The sequence below is a fragment of the Sphingobacterium sp. WM genome (assembly GCF_029542465.1).
GTDB classification, from domain to species: Bacteria; Bacteroidota; Bacteroidia; order Sphingobacteriales; family Sphingobacteriaceae; genus Sphingobacterium; species Sphingobacterium cellulitidis.
Genome location: NZ_CP120709.1, coordinates 3558749 through 3578680 on the forward strand (window position 1 = coordinate 3558749; position 19932 = coordinate 3578680).

19 protein-coding genes are annotated in these 19932 nt (G+C 38.5%); 8 read left to right on the top strand and 11 right to left on the bottom strand.

What is annotated here, in order from left to right; genetic code table 11:
- Positions 1–53 precede the first annotated feature (53 nt).
- The 5 genes from PZ892_RS15190 to PZ892_RS15210 all read left to right on the top strand — a co-directional run bounded on the left by PZ892_RS15190 (position 54) and on the right by PZ892_RS15210 (position 4390).
- On the top strand, positions 54–1217 hold the full coding sequence (locus tag PZ892_RS15190) for a class I SAM-dependent RNA methyltransferase (RefSeq protein WP_094258551.1): 1164 nt from the start codon (positions 54–56) through the stop codon (positions 1215–1217).
- Positions 1195–1866, top strand: a complete 672-nt coding sequence (locus PZ892_RS15195) for an HD domain-containing protein (RefSeq protein ID WP_229678355.1) — start codon at positions 1195–1197, stop codon at positions 1864–1866. Before PZ892_RS15190 ends, PZ892_RS15195 begins: the two co-directional genes overlap by 23 nt.
- Before the next feature lie 63 nt (positions 1867–1929).
- Entirely contained in the window at positions 1930–2775 is an 846-nt protein-coding gene (locus PZ892_RS15200; protein ID WP_169715245.1) for a phosphodiester glycosidase family protein, read from the top strand.
- A gap of 15 nt (positions 2776–2790) precedes the next feature.
- Complete coding sequence (locus tag PZ892_RS15205; protein ID WP_094258548.1) at positions 2791–3552, top strand: glycerophosphodiester phosphodiesterase family protein; 762 nt, start codon at positions 2791–2793, stop codon at positions 3550–3552.
- A 1-nt stretch (position 3553) separates the two neighbouring features.
- Positions 3554–4390, top strand: a complete 837-nt coding sequence (locus tag PZ892_RS15210; RefSeq protein WP_094258547.1) for an endonuclease/exonuclease/phosphatase family protein — start codon at positions 3554–3556, stop codon at positions 4388–4390.
- A 74-nt stretch (positions 4391–4464) separates the two neighbouring features.
- On the opposite strand, the gene PZ892_RS15215 is transcribed toward PZ892_RS15210, so the two are convergent.
- Complete coding sequence (locus PZ892_RS15215) at positions 4465–5280, bottom strand: PKD domain-containing protein (RefSeq protein ID WP_094258546.1); 816 nt, start codon at positions 5278–5280, stop codon at positions 4465–4467.
- Positions 5281–5632: 352 nt separating this feature from the next.
- On the opposite strand from PZ892_RS15215, the gene PZ892_RS15220 reads away from it, so the two are divergent.
- The 3 genes from PZ892_RS15220 to PZ892_RS15230 all read left to right on the top strand — a co-directional run bounded on the left by PZ892_RS15220 (position 5633) and on the right by PZ892_RS15230 (position 8229).
- On the top strand, positions 5633–6253 hold the full coding sequence (locus PZ892_RS15220) for a DUF4197 domain-containing protein (RefSeq protein ID WP_256962532.1): 621 nt from the start codon (positions 5633–5635) through the stop codon (positions 6251–6253).
- Positions 6254–6380: 127 nt separating this feature from the next.
- Positions 6381–7634 (top strand): peptidase T, encoded by a 1254-nt coding sequence (gene pepT, locus PZ892_RS15225; protein ID WP_094258544.1) that lies wholly within the window; start codon positions 6381–6383, stop codon positions 7632–7634.
- Positions 7635–7662: 28 nt separating this feature from the next.
- A complete protein-coding gene (locus PZ892_RS15230) occupies positions 7663–8229 on the top strand; it encodes a nitroreductase (RefSeq protein ID WP_094258543.1) in 567 nt (188 codons plus the stop codon).
- A gap of 55 nt (positions 8230–8284) precedes the next feature.
- Here the strand turns inward: PZ892_RS15230 and PZ892_RS15235 are convergent, their stop codons facing one another.
- The 10 genes from PZ892_RS15235 to PZ892_RS15280 all read right to left on the bottom strand — a co-directional run bounded on the left by PZ892_RS15235 (position 8285) and on the right by PZ892_RS15280 (position 19794).
- Complete coding sequence (locus PZ892_RS15235) at positions 8285–8917, bottom strand: hypothetical protein (RefSeq protein ID WP_094280548.1); 633 nt, start codon at positions 8915–8917, stop codon at positions 8285–8287.
- Positions 8917–9453, bottom strand: a complete 537-nt coding sequence (locus tag PZ892_RS15240; RefSeq protein WP_094258541.1) for a sigma-70 family RNA polymerase sigma factor — start codon at positions 9451–9453, stop codon at positions 8917–8919. The genes PZ892_RS15235 and PZ892_RS15240 overlap by 1 nt, the downstream gene beginning before the upstream one ends.
- Before the next feature lie 156 nt (positions 9454–9609).
- Positions 9610–10863, bottom strand: coding sequence for a putative sulfate exporter family transporter (locus PZ892_RS15245; protein WP_094280549.1), 1254 nt, complete (start codon positions 10861–10863; stop codon positions 9610–9612).
- Between the two features lie 7 nt (positions 10864–10870).
- The gene (locus tag PZ892_RS15250; protein WP_094280550.1) at positions 10871–11791 is read right to left on the bottom strand and encodes a TIGR01777 family oxidoreductase; all 921 of its coding nucleotides are present in this window, start codon (positions 11789–11791) and stop codon (positions 10871–10873) included.
- An 8-nt stretch (positions 11792–11799) separates the two neighbouring features.
- Positions 11800–13227, bottom strand: coding sequence for an NAD(P)/FAD-dependent oxidoreductase (locus PZ892_RS15255; RefSeq protein ID WP_306427046.1), 1428 nt, complete (start codon positions 13225–13227; stop codon positions 11800–11802).
- Positions 13228–13340: 113 nt separating this feature from the next.
- Positions 13341–15134: an acyl-CoA dehydrogenase family protein gene (locus tag PZ892_RS15260; RefSeq protein WP_094258537.1), complete on the bottom strand. Its 1794-nt coding sequence runs from the start codon at positions 15132–15134 to the stop codon at positions 13341–13343.
- A gap of 73 nt (positions 15135–15207) precedes the next feature.
- Positions 15208–16380, bottom strand: a complete 1173-nt coding sequence (locus tag PZ892_RS15265; protein WP_094280552.1) for an acetyl-CoA C-acyltransferase — start codon at positions 16378–16380, stop codon at positions 15208–15210.
- A 37-nt stretch (positions 16381–16417) separates the two neighbouring features.
- Positions 16418–16774 carry a four helix bundle protein gene (locus PZ892_RS15270; RefSeq protein ID WP_094280553.1) on the bottom strand — a complete coding sequence of 119 codons (357 nt, stop codon included), beginning with the start codon at positions 16772–16774 and terminating at the stop codon, positions 16418–16420.
- A gap of 124 nt (positions 16775–16898) precedes the next feature.
- Positions 16899–19325: a 3-hydroxyacyl-CoA dehydrogenase/enoyl-CoA hydratase family protein gene (locus tag PZ892_RS15275; RefSeq protein WP_277711462.1), complete on the bottom strand. Its 2427-nt coding sequence runs from the start codon at positions 19323–19325 to the stop codon at positions 16899–16901.
- 22 nt (positions 19326–19347) lie between these two features.
- Positions 19348–19794, bottom strand: coding sequence for a MarR family winged helix-turn-helix transcriptional regulator (locus tag PZ892_RS15280; protein ID WP_094258575.1), 447 nt, complete (start codon positions 19792–19794; stop codon positions 19348–19350).
- Positions 19795–19932 lie beyond the last annotated feature (138 nt).

Here is a 19932-nt window from a genome sequence, read left to right on the forward strand (position 1 = left end):
AAACCGTAAAATTAAACATTTTTTGCTAAGAGAATAAGTAACTTTGCACAAATATGGCAGAAGTTTTCAACAAACAGAATAAGGTAATCGTTACATGCAACCGTCGGTTGTCACCTTATTTGGAACAAGAGATCCGTGAATTGGGATTTGATATCAAGCGTGCATTTAATACAGGTGTAGAACTACAAGCCTCTGTAAATGAATGCATCAAGTTAAACTTAAACTTACGTATTGCGAGTCAGGTTTTATATGAATTAAAATCATTTAAGGCTCGGAATGCTGATGAATTATATAAGCAATTACTGGGTATTGCCTGGGAAGATTTGATTCCGATCGATGGTTATTTTTCAGTAACATCGAATGTACATAATGAGACGATTACAACGCCTTTATTTGCGAATGTAAAAGTTAAGGATGCGATTGTAGATCGTATTAAAGACAAGAAAGGAATGCGTCCGAATTCAGGTCCGGATTTAAATCGTGCGGTTATCCATCTGCATTGGATTGATGAGCGTGCGGAGATTTTCCTGGACACTTCTGGGGAGACTTTGGCCAAACATGGCTATAGAAAACATCCGGGGAAAGCGCCAATGTTGGAAGCATTAGCATCAGCCACCATCATGGCGACCCAATGGGATGGCAAGAGTCCATTTATTAATCCGATGTGTGGTTCAGGAACTTTGGCAATCGAGGCTGCCCTGATGTGTCAAAACCGGAAACCAGGTTTGCAAAGGATGAACTATTCTTTTATGCACTTTATAGGCTATAATGAAGAGGTCTTCTTTGAGGAGCGCCGAATATTAAAGGATATTACCGACAAAACAAATTTACCTCATATCATAGCATCAGATATCTCTGGGGATGCAGTTGAGATTGCAAGGTTGAACGCACGTACGGCTGGAGTAGAACATTTAATCGAGTTTGAGACCTGTGATTTTGCCGAAACCACCGTTCCGGAAGGCGATGGTGTGATTATGTTTAACCCAGAGTATGGAGAACGCCTAGGAACTCACAGCAAATTGGAGATTACCTATTCCCGCATTGGAGACTTCATGAAGAAAGATTGTAAAGGATATCGCGGCTATATCTTTACGGGAAACCCGGATCTAGCGAAGAAAATTGGATTACGCGCTTCTAGAAGGTTTGAGTTTTTCAATGGGAAGTTGGATTGTAGGTTATTGCAATATGAGTTATATGATGGGTCAAAAGACAAATAAGCAAGAAGAACAAATACAGCAGACTGCAGCTTTTGTGGAAGAAAGATTGAAGGACGCAGAATCAGGTCATGATTGGTGGCATATTCTTCGCGTGTGGAATAATACCAAGCTGATTCTTCAGGAAGAAGAAGGTGACGCATTTGTTTGTGAGCTTACTGCCCTATTACATGATATTGCAGATAGTAAATTTCATGGCGGTGATGAGAGCATAGGTCCCAGGGTTGCTGCAGAATTCTTAACGAGTATTGCAGTAGACCCGGAAGTCATAGCTCATGTTCAACAAATCATTTTGAACATGTCCTTTAAAGCATCCTTAGGCGAGTTGACTTTTCATTCCAAGGAATTGGAAATTGTTCAGGATGCGGACCGATTAGATGCTATTGGTGCAATAGGAGTTGCACGGGCCTTTAATTATGGTGGCTATAAAAACCGAGAAATTTACAATCCAGAGATTCCATTCGTAGAGAATCAAAGCAAGGAAGCTTACAAAAATACCACTGCTCCTACTATCAACCATTTCTATGAGAAGCTGTTATTATTAAAAGATAAAATGAATAGTAAGACTGCTCAAAAAATTGCTACTGGACGCCATCAATTTATGGAGTCTTTTTTGCAACAATTTTATGGAGAATGGAATGGGGAGCGATAAATTAATAATATCTTAATATTATTTGGGTAAATTGGGGACATGTTTCACAAAAACATGTTCTCAATGAAAAACAACCGACTAATTCCAATTAGTTTATTCTGCCTATTCTTCCTACCAAACTTAGTCTTTTCACAAGACCAGGATTCACTTCAAATTGTACAAGCCAAGTGGAACTCAAGAGAGGTTAAAAAGGGAGTAACCACGCATCAGGGTCATTTCGAAAATCTATTTAATTCTGTTCAAGAAATCAATTGGGTAGAAATTGATTTGAAAAAATACCGCAAAGACATTCATATTGCTGCAGAGGCCAATAAATTATTAACGACCTCGGATTTTGCAGAACAATACCAAGCCTTAGTTGCGATCAATGCTTCCTTTTTTGATATGAAAAATGGAGGATCAGTAGATTACCTTAAGGTTGACCAGCAGGTCATGAGCAGAGCAAAAGAAAAACCTAATTCCCGAGCAAATGCAGCATTTAGTATTTCAAAAAAGAAGGTAAGTATTTTAGAAAATACGCCTGAACATGTAGAAAATTCCAATGCGCATTCCATTTTGGTTGCAGGCCCCTTGTTGCTGAAAGACCACTCCTATTATGAGTTGTCAAAAAACGCTTTCAATGATAACCGTCATCCACGTACCGCAGTTGCCATCAGCAGCAAGCATAAATTGATTTTCATGGTGATCGATGGAAGAAGTAATCAAGCCAACGGGATGAATTTGAAGGAATTGAGCCAGGTATTAAAATGGATTGGTGCGAAAGATGCGATGAACCTAGATGGAGGGGGCAGTAGCACCCTTTATGTAAAAGATGGTAGTTCCAATTCAATCATAAACTATCCATCAGACAACAAGAAATTTGACCATGAAGGTCAACGATCTGTTGCAAATATTATATATTTAAAATAATAAGAATCAAATAAAATGAAAAAACAGGTATTATTAATAGTATTTACAATGATGATTCATGCAGGATTATTTGCTCAAACTTCCATTATTGCGCATCGTGGTGCATGGAAGAACAGCAAAGTTCCACAAAACTCGATTGCATCTTTAGATTCAGCAATTTCACAAGGAGTTTGGGGGAGTGAGTTTGATGTTCATCTCACGAAAGATGATATATTAGTAGTAAATCACGATCATGATTTTCATGGATTAGAAATTGAGGAATTAACGTATCAGGAGTTACTGGCGAAGAAACACGATAATGGTGAGTCAATTCCTACCGTTGAGGAATATTTGAAAGCAGGCCTAAAACAAAAAGGCACCAAGTTAATTTATGAACTTAAGACTAGTAAATTAGGAAAAGAGAGAACTTTGAAAACTGTGGAGCTTTCCTTAGCCATGGTCAAAAAACTAAAAGCAGAGAAATTGGTTGAGTTTATAGCCTTTGATTGGGATGCCTGTTTAAAATTCAGGGAATTGGACAAGAAGGTCAAAGTTCACTATTTGAATGGCGACAAATCTCCTGCAGAGGTAAAGGCTGCGAAATTATCAGGAGTTGATTATCACTTTAGTATCTTCCAAAAGAATCCATCGTTAATCCAAGAATTTAAGGCTTTAAAGTTAAAAACGAATGCTTGGACTGTGAATAAGGAAGAAGACATGAAATTCTTGATTGATCAAAAGATTGACTTTATCACCACCGATGAGCCAGAATTATTAAAAACAGTATTGAAAAAATAATATGAAGAAACTACTAGTCAGTTTAAGTTTATTATTATGCATGGTATTTAGCTATGCACAAAAGATGAATGTAGCGACCTTTAATATCCGTATGAAAACCAATAGTGATGTTGGTAATCTATGGGCAGATCGTTATACTCATTTAACGGATTTAATCAAATACCATGAGTTTGAGATTTTTGGTGTTCAGGAGGCCTTTAAGGAGCAGTTGAACGACATGTCTTCGAAGCTGGTTGATTTCAAATATATTGGAGTGGGTCGGGATGATGGCGCGGATAAGGGTGAGCATTCAGCTATTTTTTATGACACTAAGCGATTTGAGGTGAGCAAAAATGGTACATTTTGGTTATCCCCTACGGATACTGAGAAACCTAATAAAGGCTGGGATGCAGCCTTACCGAGAATTTGTACCTGGGGTATTTTCAAGGATAAATCCAATGGAAAGAAATTTATCTTTATGAATACACATTTTGACCATATTGGAGTTGAGGCCCGTCGTGAGAGTGCTAAGTTGATTTTGGCCAAGGCCAAGGAATTTGCAAAGGATCTTCCACTGATTTTAACAGGAGATTTTAACATTGATGAGACCAATGAAGCCTACTTTACTTTAGCAAAGAGCGGTGTTGTGCAGGATGTTTATGATTTGGCAAAGATTAAATATGAGCCAAATTCATCTTTCAATGGCTGGGGCAAATCCTTAGTAGAAAAGGCAAGGATTGATCATATCTTTATCACCAAACCCTTTAAGGTTAGAAAATATGGTATTTTAACGGACACCTACATGGGTAAATTCCCGTCAGATCATTTTCCGGTATTAGCAGAATTGAGCTGGAAATAACGATATCATACACAAGGTTAAAAAAAATGCCCCTTCAAAAATGAAGGGGCATTTTTTTATATTTTGATTGATCCTTATTGTGGAGTATTAAAGAAGAAATAGTTTACCAAGCTAGAAGTAGAAGAGAACTCCAAACGATCCACTTTATCAGTAACTTTTAAAACATTGGCGGAATATTGCTGAGTTAATAAATTGGAAGAAATCAAATAATTTTTTCCTTTATAAATTGCATATATGGCATAGACATTATCTTTTGCATAAGGATCTTTAAAGAAGTTTGCCGGTGTTGGCACTTTGGTGTCTGAAAAGTCCAGTGTACTCTTAGTAAAGTCAACATTTGGATTCGTTCCTCTAAGGACCGGTTTACTTTCATACAAAAGTTTTCCATTGTATGTCATTGACTTTTCATCAAACTTATTTATCGGAGGTACAAATTCATATATTCTTAAGAAGAAACCTTCGATTTCTCTTTCATCACCTTGTTTTAAGGAAGGAACAAAATACACCGGATACAAGGTTTCGATTTCGGCTTTAAATATATAAGAATCAAATACCTCTACGTTCCAGCTTTGAAGATGTTCTTTTTGGTCGGCACCTTTATAACGGAGTTTGATGGTATATTTTCCGGGTTTATCATAAGCATAGGAAAAATTCTCATCTCGGAATTTCTTTCCATTTCCAAAATCCCATTCAAAGAAATAATAATCCAATGTTTTGGCCTGGCCATAAATAGGATAATTTGTTGGAATTTTCATTCCATCAACCAATTCTTTATCCTTAACCTTTATTTCGGATTTAAATTCACCGGGTGCAACTGGTAATAGGTCTTTATTTTCACAAGAGGTTAGCACGAATTGAAATGCAATCAACAGATAAAACAACTTTTTCATGAGCTATAAATGTTAAACAGAAAATAATAATTAGTCATAATTAGAGTTTGATCTCTAACTGTGGTTAAATTTACAAAATAAGCATAGGTATTTAATGTAGAAATAAATTATTTCACATTAAATTAACATTAAATCAGTTATGGTCGTTTGAACAATTACTTAAATGAAATTCTTAATTTTGATTTATGAAACAAATCAAAAGCATAGCCCTAGTTGGTTTAATTGGTTCCAGCTTATTTTTCAGCAGTTGTGAACCTTAAATCAAGCCGGAATCACCCTTCCGCCGCAAGGGACAGGGACAACGGGGAGCAATACTGGTGGTTCAGGAACTGGTCAGTCTAGCTCTGGAACCATTACCCAAGCAGAAGCCAATACAGGGATTAAACAAGCCTTGAATAATGGACTTCAAGAAAGTATCAAAACGCTTTCGGTAAAGAATGGTTTTTTAGGGGATGCAGCGGTCAAGATTTTGATGCCTGAAGAAGCGAAGAAGGTGGAATCAGCATTACGAGCGGTAGGAATGAATAAATTATGTGATCAATTTATTGCCAGCATGAACCATGCTGCAGAATCTGCTGTTAAAGAAGCTTCATCAGTATTTATCAATTCATTATCCAGAATGACGGTTAATGATGCTTTCAATATTTTATTGAGTGGTCAGCAGGATGCGGCAACCAATTTTTTCAAGAGATCTACTTCGGCAGAACTGACGACTAAATTTAGTCCAATTATTCAAACTGCGATGGGGAAAAACAATGTTTCAACATATTGGAATCAATTAACCACAGCCTATAACAACTTACCATTAGGGAATAAAATTGAAACTGACCTAACGGCTTATGTTACTCAAAAGGCTATTGACGGGTTATTTGTAAAGGTTGCGGATCAAGAGCTTAAAATTCGTAAAAATATTGGTGGTGCTCGTAATTCAGGCATCTTGGACAAGGTATTTGGCTGGGTTGACAAACAGTAAATAACAATGAGATGAGGGATGAGTGCGATACGGTAAAAATTTTCAATTAGAATATAACGGCCATTTATTACGAATAAATGGCTGTCTTTTTTAGGGGAAGCGAGTAATTAATTTGTAGTTTTGTCGGATGGAAATTAATCAAATACAAGATTTTCAGGTAGCTGAGAATTTTATCAAATATGTTCAGGTTGATACCCAATCTGATGTACAATCTAGCACCGTACCATCCACAGAGAACCAAAAGGATCTAAGTAGAATTTTGGTCGAAGAGTTGAAGTCTATTGGTATTGCGGATGCACATTTGGATGATCTAGGCTATGTTTATGCCACAATACCTTCCAATACAGATAAACAAGTTCCTGTTATTTGTTTCTGTTCCCATGTGGATACTTCGCCAGATTCATCTGGAACGAATGTTAAGCCTATTGTTCATCAGAATTACCAAGGTCAGGATTTGATTCTTCCAGACGATTCCAAGATCGTAATTCGCATGTCTGAGCATCCGGATCTTAAAGAACAGATCGGAAATGACATCGTAACGGCTAGTGGGAAGACCTTGTTAGGTGCGGATGATAAAGCAGGAGTTGCTGAAATCATGGATGCTGCTCGTATTTTGATGAGTAATCCAGAGATTAAGCATGGCGACATTAAGATTTTATTTACTCCGGATGAAGAGATTGGCCGCGGAGTAGACCATGTTGATTTACAGAAATTAGGAGCCACCTATGCTTATACAATGGATGGGGAACGTGCAGGCACGATTGAGGATGAGACCTTTTCTGCGGATGGCGTAAAGATTAAAATTGATGGAATCTCTATTCACCCAGGTTATGCAAAGGGAAAAATGATCAATGCCATCAAAGTAGCTTCTGATATTATCGAGCATTTACCTAAAGATCGCTTATCCCCAGAAACTACCTATGCTAAGGAAGGTTTTGTTCACCCGACGAATATTGAGGGTACAGTAGAGGCAGCGACCTTGAATTTTATAATCCGCGATCATGACACGAAGAAATTGGCAGAGCATGAAGCGGAATTAGAATCGATTGTAAAGACTGTCCTTTCGAAGTATGAGGGTGCAAGCTACACATTTGAGGTCAGCGAACAATACCGTAATATGAAAGAGATATTGGATCAACATTCAAAAGTAGTTGAGATCGCGATGATGGGTATTGAGCGAGCAGGGATGAAGGTTGAGAAGCGCAGTATCCGTGGCGGAACCGACGGGTCGAGATTATCCTTTATGGGATTACCATGTCCAAACATCTTTGCCGGCGGCCATGCCTTCCATGGCAAGCAAGAATGGGTTTCTATTCAGGATATGCAAAAGGCAGTATTGACCATTTTACACATTTCAGCCCTTTGGGAGGAACTATCATAAAAGTACATTAACAAGAAATTTAGACCATATGCAAGAGAACGAAGTTTTAAAGAACATTCAATACAGAAGAGCGGTATTCCAGGCGAATTACACGGATCAGGAAGTTAGTCGCGAAGACATTATGACTATTTTGGAGGCGGCAAATGCTGCTCCAACACATAAACGCACACAACCTTGGCGTTTTGTTATTTTCCGCAATGAGGGATTAATTCGCTTAGGTGATGAGTTAGCAAGGATTTATAAGTCAGTTACTCCAGCGGAGAAATACACTGAGGTTACAGAGCAGAACATGGCGAAAAAGGCAACCCAATCTAAGGCTGCTTTAGCTATTATTGTGGACTATTCTGGTGATCTACCTGAATGGGAAGAATTAGCAGCGACAGCATGTGCTGTTGAAAACATGTGGTTAGCGAGTGCCTCACTTGGTATTGGTGGGTATTGGGCTACACCGGGATTAATCAATCATATTGGTCCATTCCTAAACCTAAAAGAGAATCAACGTTGTATAGGATTTTTCTATATGGGTCATCATGATTCAGAACCTAGAGAACCTGTTAGGAGTCCAATCGAGGATAAAATCCGTTGGGAAGAATAAAACAAAAGGTCTGAGAAATCTCTCAGACCTTTTTACTTCTACCCAATTATACTTATTACTCTACGACAATTGAGACTCCCCCCTTTTCACCTTTCCAACTTATTTTTTGCTCAATAAAAGTAGAGATAATCGCATTTAACTCTGTATTGCTGGATTCTAAGAATTGAATATTTTGAGGTTTCCCATCCGACACCTTAAAAATTACCTGAACAGTTCCTTTTCCATCAATATCTCTTAGTTCAGAATTTAGTTCTTCATTAAATTGTTCCCAACCCACTAAAGGTTCCGCATCCGTTTGTTCCAATTTTGAGGATTGCACATGCATATGCTGTTCCATCAAAATAACCTCATTATTTCTTTCAGTTTTATGGTTAGTCATGTATTTGAAGAAGATTAACGAACAAGCTACTAGGAACAATACAGCGGCTACCAAAGCGATGGTCAACCTATGCCAGCTGTAGAATCTTCGTTTTTTATCTTCGGCTTTCGCGGCAATTTTTTTAGCCAAGCGTTGTTGAAGAATACTCAGTTGTTGCGAGTCTACACCTTTTTGTAGCTTGTAGCCATCGATAGCATCTTGTAAGAAAGGATCATTTAAGGCTTCACGTTCCATCTGATACATTTCCTCCTTACTCATAAGTCCCATGACGTAATTGTGAATTCGCGTTAATTGATAATTATTTTCCATTACTTTTTCTCCATACAAATTTTCAGATTTCGGCGTCCATTTTGGATATAACTTTTGACTTTAGCGATGTCATAGCCTGTGATGTCAGCGATATCTTTATAACATTTCTGTTCTAAATAAAACATTCGGATGCATTGTTCCTGTTCGGCATTTAAGCCGGCGATACAGCTTTCAAGTTTTTCAAAATCCTGCTCATTCCATTTTTTTTCATCTTCCAGATTGAGCACTTTTTCAGATTCAAAGAGATTATCTTCGATATCGACTTTGGTGACTTGTTTGTTTTTACGGAGTTGCATCAAACAAAAGTTACGTGCATAGACATATACCCAACTTTTGAAATTATCAACTTCATAAATTCGCAGTTTCTCGATGAGTTCATCAAAAATTTGCATCACTGCATCTTGGCTGTGTTCAGCATCCTGAAGATATTTATAGCATACCCCATAAAGCAAGGACATATAAGGAGCATAGATTTTTCCAAGTGCATCCAGATTTCCTGATTGTTTATAGTATTGCAACAATTGTTTTTCGTCCATGCTATTTTCTCTTCATATATAAGATGAATTCAATTCTCAAATTGCATAAATTATTTCAATAATTTAGATAAAGAGGACACAAAAAAGCCTCGAATGATATATTCGAGGCAAGGTTCAAAAAAATACGTTAAGATATCTCTGGATATGACCTATTAATTAACCAAATAAGGTAATTGCGAGGATCAAAGTCACGATAATATTAAATGTTTGAGCAATCAGGAAAGCATATAAAGGTTTTTTATTATCCTGTTTGAAGAGGTCTTTAAAATTTGTTTCTAATCCGATGGAGGTAAATGCGAGTGCAAACCACAGGCCTTGTAAGCTTTTCAGGCTATCTTTGATTTGAGCCGTAGTTTCAGCAGGAACTACAAAGGAGAACATCAATGAGACGAACACAAAACCCACAACAAATTTCGGGAATCTTTCCCAGATTAGTTTCAAGGTAGGTTTATCCTTTTTAGTTTGATCATCTACAGATTTAGAGTAAGTCCAATAAATACTGATGAAGAATGCTGCAATACCTAGAAGTACATTTTGGGAAAACTTGACGATGGTACTAATTTTTAGGGCTTCCTCTCCTACTAAGGTTCCCGAAGCGGCAACAGCACCACTCGTATCGATACTTCCCCCCAACCAAGCTCCAGTTACTTCTTGGGATAAACCCATAAGTTCTGCTAGATAAGGCATGAAGATCATCATTGGGACGGCTGTAACCAGGACCAAGGATATTACATAAGATAGTTTTTTATTATCCCCTTCAATCGCACCAGAGGTTGCAATAGCAGCAGAAACACCACATATTGACACCGCACTGGAAAGCATTAAAGACATTTCTTTATCTATTTTCAATTTCTTACAGATCCAGAATGCGAAATACCAAACCGATACAACAACCACCAATGCTTGTATCAATCCAAGCGAACCTGCTTTCAAGATATCTCCAAAAATTACGGTAGTTCCTAAGAGGACTAATCCGATTTTGACATACATTTCAGTATTTAAAGCTTCTTTGAACCAAGCGGGTAATTTGAAGAAATTACTAATGACCAAACCGATTACTAAACTGAATATTACGGCTTCCAGGTTAAAGCTTTTCACCCCTGCATTTCCTGCGAGAACTAGTGCAAATAGGGTTAGAAAATAAACCAAGGGAAATACAACAAGTAAGGCTTTGAGATTTTTACCGAGCAATATTGCACCGATAATCGCTGTTACATATACTAAAATAAACTGAAGTCCCATTGCACCGAGGTTTCCTAGGGATAAAACTTTTGAAGAAAGTTCATTGGTATCAGACCATCCAAAGGATGGAACAGGAGCTACAATTCCGAATAAAGCTAGAGCAATAATCCCAAGACCAAGAATAACAACGACCCAGTCCTCAGAAAGTACAAGTGATTTGGCAGACATAAAATGTTTAAGTTGATGATTTAATTAACTGATTAAATGCGGGCTGAATATAGGGAAAATTAAATTGAAAGCCATTTTTTATCGTTAATAAAGTTGTTACGGGAACCGATTCCAGTAAGAGTACCGGATCCACATTTTTTACGTAGGCCCCAATTTTTGCCATAAACGTTGGTAGGGGTAAACCTATCGAAACTCCGGCTTCCTTTCTCAATGCCTTCATAAATTCACTATTATTCACAGGATTAGGACTACAAGCGTGATAGACTCCTTCCCTATTTTGGGATTGTATGATCCAATCCATTAATCGGACGAAATCTGTTTCATGAATCCAAGAAACCATTTGCTTTCCAGTTCCTACTTTTCCGCCCAAACCCATTTTTGTCAATGGATAGAGTTCAGCAAACATCCCCGATTTCTTACTTAACAAGGGACTCATCCGGAGGATTACCTTTTCGGTTTGCGGAGTTTTGGCCTCCAGAAAGATCTTTTCCCAATCCTGAGCGAGTTGTCCGAGGAAATCATTTGCATATAGATGTGAGGTTTCGTCTTGTAGGCCAGTTTGGCCATTAAAAATAGAAACACCTGAGAAATTAATCCAAAGTTTAACTGGAGATTCTAATTGAGCAATAGCCTCACCCAACAATCTAGTTGGGGTCAATCGAGAACTACGCAGCAATTTTTGGTTTTCTTTGGTGAATCTTCGATTGATGGATAATCCGCAGAGATTGATCAATACATCGGCATCTTCCAATTTCTTCTGCCATGTATCCAGGTTTTCAGCATCCCATAACACAAATTCAATTTTGGGATGAGATTTGACCATGCGTTGCCTGCTCAATACAATAATTTCATGGCCTTGTTCCCTAAATAGGCTGATCAATAAGTTACCTAAATTACCTGTTCCACCTGCTAATACGATCTTTGCCATAGTTGAGATTAAATTTTGATATTGTAATGGTCCTTTAATGCAATTCTAGCTGCGTGAAAACCACACATTCCATGTACCCCACCAGCGGGAGGTGTGGAAGAAGAACCGATATATACATTGGGATTAGAAGTCCGATATGGGGTAAAAGACCTTGTTGGCCTTGTGAATAGTTGAAAAATATCCATTTGACCGGCATTAATATCTCCACCTATATAGTTTGGATTATACTGTTCAAGTTGTTGACTGTTCATGCTAGATCTTGCCAATATGGTATCTTTGAATCCAGGTGCAAACCTTTCGATTTGATTTTCAATAGCAGAAGTACGGTCTGCAAATGAACCATGCGGGACATGGCAATAAGCCCAACCTGTATGTTTTCCTTCTGGAGTTCTGGAAGAATCAAATCTACTTTGTTGCGCAAATAATACAAAGGGGTTATCAACCAATTTACCATTGAAGGTATCCAACTCCGTTTGTGCGATTTCTTCGAAAGTATTTCCTAAGTGTACAGTTGCTGCCAGCTGGCTTCTTTTGTCTAAGAACGGAGTTGGCTCAGAAAGAGCCCAATCTATCTTAAACACTCCCATTCCATAGCGATATTCCTCAAGTTGCTTTTTATAATTTTCATTCAATTGGAGGCCTTTCAATTTAAGAATCTGTTGCGGGGTCATATCCAGAATGAGAACCTTATGTTTCGGAAGATCTTGCAGGTCTTCAAACCAGTAATTAAGTTGAATTTCACCATCTAGGGATTCATAATAAGCAGCCATTGCATTGGCGATTGCCTGAGATCCACCTTTTGGAATGGGCCAGCCCACTTTGTGTCCAAGAGTTGCCAAAACCAATCCAATAGCAGCGGTTGAGAGTTTATTAAAGGACATTATTCCATGTGCTGCCATTCCTGCCCATAATGCCTTAGCTTCTACGGTTTGAAATTCCGAGGCGATAGCTTGAGCACTGCGTAGTCCTGACAATCCGAATTTTGCCATCAGCAGTGGATGGTTGGGAAATTTCAAGGGGCCAAGAATATCGTTGGAAAGCTGATCCCAATTTTTAACAAAAGGTTCAAGGAGCGATTGGTATTTATTGAAATCCACTCCTAATTCCTCTTTCATATATTGAATATCCTGATGGAGATTTACAGATTTGCCATTATCGAGCGGTTGAGACACTTGATAATCGGCGAATTCAAATGATAATCCATATTGCTCCAGAGGCAGTGACCGCATAAATGGGGATCCCAACGCCATAGGATGAATTGCAGAGCAGACATCGTGTTTAAATCCGGGAAGCGTGAGTTCCTTGGTTCTCATACCACCTCCTATTGTATCAGCGCCTTCAATCAATAAGGTGCTGAGTCCTTGCTGTTGCATGGTTATGGCTGCTGCCAGCCCATTTGGGCCAGACCCTATAATTATTGCGTCGTAACTTTTCAAATTCCGTGAATGAGACTTAAAGTTAAGCATAAGGTCGCTGAATAGCGAAGGGAAGGGATTAAAAACGAAAAAGCCCCAAAAATGGGGCTTTTACTCATAATCAACCTTAATACTTAGAAACAGTATTTATTTTCTTCTATTAATTTTTTCGCGATTCTTTGGCGAGCATCTTTCAGGTTGAACGGTTGCGCCTTTGTAAAACGACGTAAACCAACCAACATCATATTCAACTCATCCCCTTCAGCGAAAGAATATATGGCTTCTTTACCAGCAGCATTGACTTTATCAATCGCGCCGTATAAATATACTTTCGCCATGTCTGCTGCGTAGTCTGCATGTTCACCTGGTTGGGTATGCTGTAATTTCTCAGCACGTAACAATACAGATTCAGCAACATATACATAACCGATAATGTCAGCAATATTCATCAATATTTCTTGTTCTTTAGCTAATGACATCATTAGTTTTTGAACCGCAGCACCTGCGATCATCAAACCAGCTTTTTTTAAATTGGCAACAATCTTCTTTTCTGCTGCGAAAGGTGTTTCATCCTCTGGTCCGAAGTCAGGAATAGACATTAACTCGCCCGCTACCGCTTGAGCAGGGCCCATTAAATCTAATTCACCTTTCATCGCACGTTTCAAAAGCATATCCACCACCAATAGTCGGTTGACTTCATTGGTTCCTTCAAAAATTCTATTGATACGGGAATCGCGGTAAGCTCTTTCCATTGGAGCTTCTGCGGAGTATCCCATTCCACCGTAGATCTGAACACCTTCATCCACGACATAATCCAACATTTCAGAACACCAAACTTTGATGATGGCACATTCAATGGCGAATAATTCCACGGATTTCAATTTAGCTTTCGCTTCATCCATTCCGGAAGCGATTAAAGCTTCATAGGCATCATCAATATTTTGTCCAGCACGGTAAGCTGCGGATTCATTAGCAAAAAGGCGAGTTGCCATTTCCGCTAATTTATAGCGAATAGCTCCAAATTTAGAGATTGGCAAGTTAAACTGTACGCGTTCATTCGCATAATTGATTGCTGTGCTTAAAACAGCACGTGAAGAACCAATTGTAGCGGCGCCAAGTTTTATACGTCCGATATTTAAGATGTTCACTGCTATTTTAAAACCGTTTTCTCTATCAGAAAGCATGTTTTCAACAGGAACCGGGCAATCATTGAAGAAAATCTGACGAGTTGAAGATCCTTTGATACCTAATTTATGTTCTTCAGGATTCATGGTAATTCCGCCAAAGTCTTTTTCAACGATAAATGCAGTCAGATTTTTATCGTCATCGATTTTTGCAAAGACAATAAATACATCTGCAAAACCACCATTGGTAATCCACATTTTCTGGCCATTGATCAAGTAATGGGTTCCTTCAGCATTTAATTTTGCAGAAGTACGTCCGGAGTTTGCATCAGATCCAGAGTTAGGTTCAGTTAAACAGTAAGCTGCTTTCCATTCCCCTGTAGCCAATTTTGGGATATATTTATCTTTTTGGGCATCATTTCCATAGTATAGAATTGGCAAGGTTCCGATTCCAGTATGCGCAGATAAAGCCACTGCGAAGGAGAATCCTCCACCTACTGCATCAGCAACCAACATCGAGGTATTGAAATTTTTTCCAAAACCACCATATTGTTCAGGAATAGAAACTCCCAACATGCCTAGTTCACCGGATTTATCCATTAAACTTTGCATGAGGCCTTCCTCCTGTCCATCAATTCTATCGAGTTTATTCAACACCTCTGTATCCAAGAAATCGATACAGGTCTGGCGGATCATTCTTGCTTCCTCATCAAACTCTTCAGGGATGAAGATATCATTGTAATGAGTTTCGCGAATTACAAATTCACCACCTTTAATTGCTTTATTTTTTACTGATTCGCTCATGATATTCTTTAATATTTAGAATAAGTGAACAAGCACCTTCTTCTGATTTTATATTTTGTTAGTTCAATTTTATTTACAGGAGTTCGAAAATTCCTGCTGCTCCTTGTCCAGTACCCACACACATGGTTACCATTCCATATTTCTTACCACGACGTTTCAGTTCGTGCAAGACTTGTACAGTTAGTTTTGCGCCGGTACATCCCAGTGGATGTCCCAATGCAATTGCTCCACCATTCACATTGACTTTTTCTTCATCCAATCCCAGTTCACGGATTACGGCCAAAGATTGAGAAGCGAAAGCTTCATTCAATTCAAATAGGTCGATATCTTCTTGTTTTAGTCCAGCTTGCTTAAGTGCTTTAGGAATGGCATAAATAGGACCAATACCCATGATTCTTGGTGGTACACCCGCTACCGCATAACTTACCAATTTTGCAATTGGCTTTAGGTTTAGCTCTTTCATTTTCTGTTCCGACATCACCAACACAAATGCTGCTCCATCGGAAGTTTGTGAAGAGTTACCTGCAGTTACTGAACCTTTGGCATCAAACACTGGTCTCAGTTTAGCCAATGCTTCCAAAGAAGTATCGGCACGAGGACCTTCATCCGTATCTACCACATATTCTTTCGTAGCCATCTTGCCATCCTTGATATAATTATCTTTTATGGTAATAGGCACGATTTCATCTTTGAATTTACCTTCCTTGATTGCTGCTACGGCTTTCTCATTGGATTTTAGGGCAAATTTATCCTGGTCTTCTCTAGAAACGTTGTAATCTTTAGCTACGGCTTCTGCTGTAAGTCCCATTCCCCAATACCAATCGGGGTGGTTTTTAGCGACTACGGGGTTCGGTACGATTTTCCATCCACCGAAAGGCATTCCAGACATCACCTCTACTCCGCCGGCGATAATGATATCAGCCATTCCGGTTTTAATTTTTGCTACTGCAGTTGCAATAGTTTCCAATCCAGAGGCACAGTATCGGTTTACGGTCAGTCCCGGCACCTTATCTGTATCTAATCCCATTAGGGAAATAAAACGACCGACATTTAGTCCTTGCTCTGCTTCAGGCATTGCATTACCAACGATGACGTCGTCAATATCTTCTTTATTTACATTTGGGACCGATGCCATTAAATGTTTAATCACATCCGCCGCCAAGTCATCAGCACGCGTAAATCGGAATCCTCCTCTCGGAGCTTTTCCCACTGCTGAACGAAATCCTGCTACAATGTATGCTTCCATTTTCTAGTATTTAGTAGTTAGTATTTAGTAGTTAGACCTAGACCTGTGACAATTTCTTCTGAAGGACAAAACTCATTTTTTGGACTTCATATATTTTGTTGCTTAATCTGTCTAAATCGCTATCTAATAAATAACCTAAATTTTTTGATATTATTAATTGTGTTTCCAATTCATATGTTGAACCATGGGCAATTGCCAAAAATTGAACAAATGATTTATTGGTGTTTCTTCCAGCTCCTTCAGCAATATTTGAAGGAATTGAAATTGCTGCTCTTTGAATCTGATTAACTAAATTGAACTTCTCTTTATCGGGGAAGTCAGATGTAATTTTATATATATCTGAAACTAATTCAATTGCTTTCATCCAAAGCTTCAACTCTTTATAATTATGCATTTGTATTAAGTATTGGTACTTAAAAAAGGTATTGAACTTTTCTATAAGGAGGTTAACCTGTATTTTACGATATTGTTAACCTTAAATAAAGTCGCTCGCCTGTCTAAATACTAAATACTAAATACTAATTTCGCAACGGCTTTCCTGTTGTCAACATTGCTTGAATTCTTTCTAGGGTTTTGCGGGTTGCGCAGAGCTCTAAGAAAGCTTTGCGTTCCATGTCTAGAAGGTATTGCTCGTCGACTTCGGATGGTGCGGAAAGATCCCCGCCGCACATTACCCAGCCTAGTTTTTCGGAAATTAGTTTATCGTGTTCGGAGATGTAATGTCCGGCTTCCATTGAGGATGCTCCGACATAGACAATTCCTAATCCTTGATTTCCTAGTACCTTGATATTTTTCCGGTGTGCTGGTTGTACATAACCTGCATTTGCCAATTCTAATGCTTTAGCTTTAGCATCTGCCAATAGACGCGCGCGATTCATGCTGATTGCGTATTTTCCTTCTTGTAGATAACCTAATTCAAAGGCTTCCACCGCTGAAGTCGATACTTTGGCTTGACCGATGGTCAAGAAACGATCTTTCAAGAAGTTTTGGTCGATTTGATCTGGACGGAAATCATCCGATGCTCTCAACGCAAACTCTTTAGAACCACCTCCACCAGGGATAACACCAACACCAAATTCTACTAATCCCATATAAGTTTCTGCATGGAGCTGCACAAAGTCAGCATGCATGGAGAACTCACAACCACCACCTAATGTCAATTGGAATGGTGCTGCAACTACAGGTATTGCCGAATATCTCAAGCGCATCGATGTATCTTGGAACATCTTCACTGCCATGTTCAACTCATCATAATCCTGCTCGACAGCCATCATAAAGATCATTCCGATATTTGCACCTGCAGAGAAGTTCTTCCCATCATTAGAAATCACCAATCCACGGTATTTTTTTTCTGCAAGGTCAATAGCTTTATTCAAACCTTGAATCACATCACCACCAATGGTGTTCATCTTTGTATGGAACTCACAGTTGATAATTCCATCACCTAAATCAATGATAGATACACCAGAGTTTTTCCAGATGGTTTTTGATTCACGAATATGGTCAAGAACGATTAAATCCTCTGTTCCAGGAATTGGTTTATAGGATTTCGAAGCGATGTCATAATAATGACGCACTCCGTTTTCAATTTTATAGAAGCTATCAAAACCAGCCTCCAACATATCTTTAACCCATTGGGCAACTTCACCAGTCTGACCTGGAAGACGCTTTTCTTCGTTTTTGATTTTCTCTAAAGTTTCTTTCACCCCTAAGGCATCCCATACTTCGAAAGGACCAATTTCCCAACCGAATCCAGCACGCATAGCATCATCGATACGGAAGAAATCATCTGTAATTTCCGGGACACGGTTAGAAACATATTCGAACAAAGGATAGTGCATCGCACGGAAAAGCTCAGCGGCTTTATCTGTTCCTTGTTCATATACTTTCATTCTCTTACGAATATCTTCAACAGGTTTAGTTGCTTCCAAGGTTGAAGATTTCACTTTTTGTTGAGGACCATAAGTCAGGTCTTTCAGATTTAAGGAAAGAATTTCAGAGTTTCCTTTATCATCCTTTACCTTTTCATAAAAGCCTTTTTTAGTTTTTTCACCCAACCATTTATTTTCCACCATTTTGCTGATGAAAGCTGGCAGGACAAAAACACCTTTAGCTTCATCATCAGGAGCATTTTGTTCAAGACCTTTTGCGACATTAACTAGGGTATCCAAACCTACTACATCCGCAGTACGGAATGTTGCCGATTTAGGGTGTCCCATTGCCGGTCCTGTATATTTGTCGACTTCTTCTACTGTTAGACCAAGTTGTTCCACCAGGTGGGTTACAGCTAACATAGAATAAACACCGATTCTATTACCGATAAAGGCAGGAGTATCCTTACATAACACGACTGTTTTACCCAGCATTTTATCACCGTATGCTACTAAGAAATCCACCACCTCTTTTTTGGTGTCTTTCGTAGGGATAATTTCCAATAAAGGGAGATATCGCGGAGGATTAAAGAAGTGTGTACCACAGAAATTTTCTTTAAAATCCTGAGATCTACCTTCTTCCATCAGGTGGATTGGAATACCAGAGGTATTAGTTGTTATTAAAGTTCCAGGTTTACGGAATTGTTCAACTTTATCAAAAACAGATTTTTTAATATCCAAGCGTTCAACTACGACTTCGATTACCCAATCAGCCTGAGCGATTTTGTTCATATCATCATCGAAGTTACCTGTTGAAATACGCGTTGCGAAGGATTTGCTATATAAAGGCGCGGGGTTAGATTTAATTGCCGTATCCAAGGATTGGTTCACAATTCTATTACGGACAGCTGGACTTTCCAGGGTTAAGCCTTTGGCTTGTTCTGCGGGCAATAATTCTTTTGGAACAATATCCAAAAGCAACACCTCTAAACCTATATTAGCAAAGTGGCAAGCAATTCGAGAACCCATTACTCCGGATCCCAATACAGCTACTTTTTTAATATTTCTATTCATATCACGTATATTTTCTAATTTTCTATGGTTCTATTTGAATAACAGGAGTGTAATTCGTGGCAACTTCGTTTATTTTCTTTAGGAATTTGACGAGGGTTGCTTTTTCTTTTTCAGAGAAAGAAGTATTGAGATAATCATTAAATTCTCTGACTACATCTTTAGCGATTTTTCTTTTTTCGTGACCGAGTTCTGTGAGATACACTTTGACGGAACGTTTGTCGGTATCACTGGTTTCTCTATATATAAAGCCTAGGGTTTCTAAATTGTTTAGGACCCTGGACAAAGAAGTTGTTTTTACGCCGGTAGAATTTGCAATTTGGGAGACGGGCGTTCCATCTCGGTGAATATTGATCAATATATATCCAGCGGCCTGAGTAAAACCGTGTTGTGAGGCAATCACATTATATTTATTGGCAACAGTTTGCCATGCCGTTTTTAAGAAATAGTCGATGGTATTATCTTGGCTCATATTCGGGTCTTCTAACATTTATTATGCAAGCATAACAAATTTAAATTATTGAATTGATAAATCAAACTGTTTTGTGAATTTTTAATAAATAGTTGACACAAATAGATTATTATTCAATAAAAAGGCGAGAAATCTCAA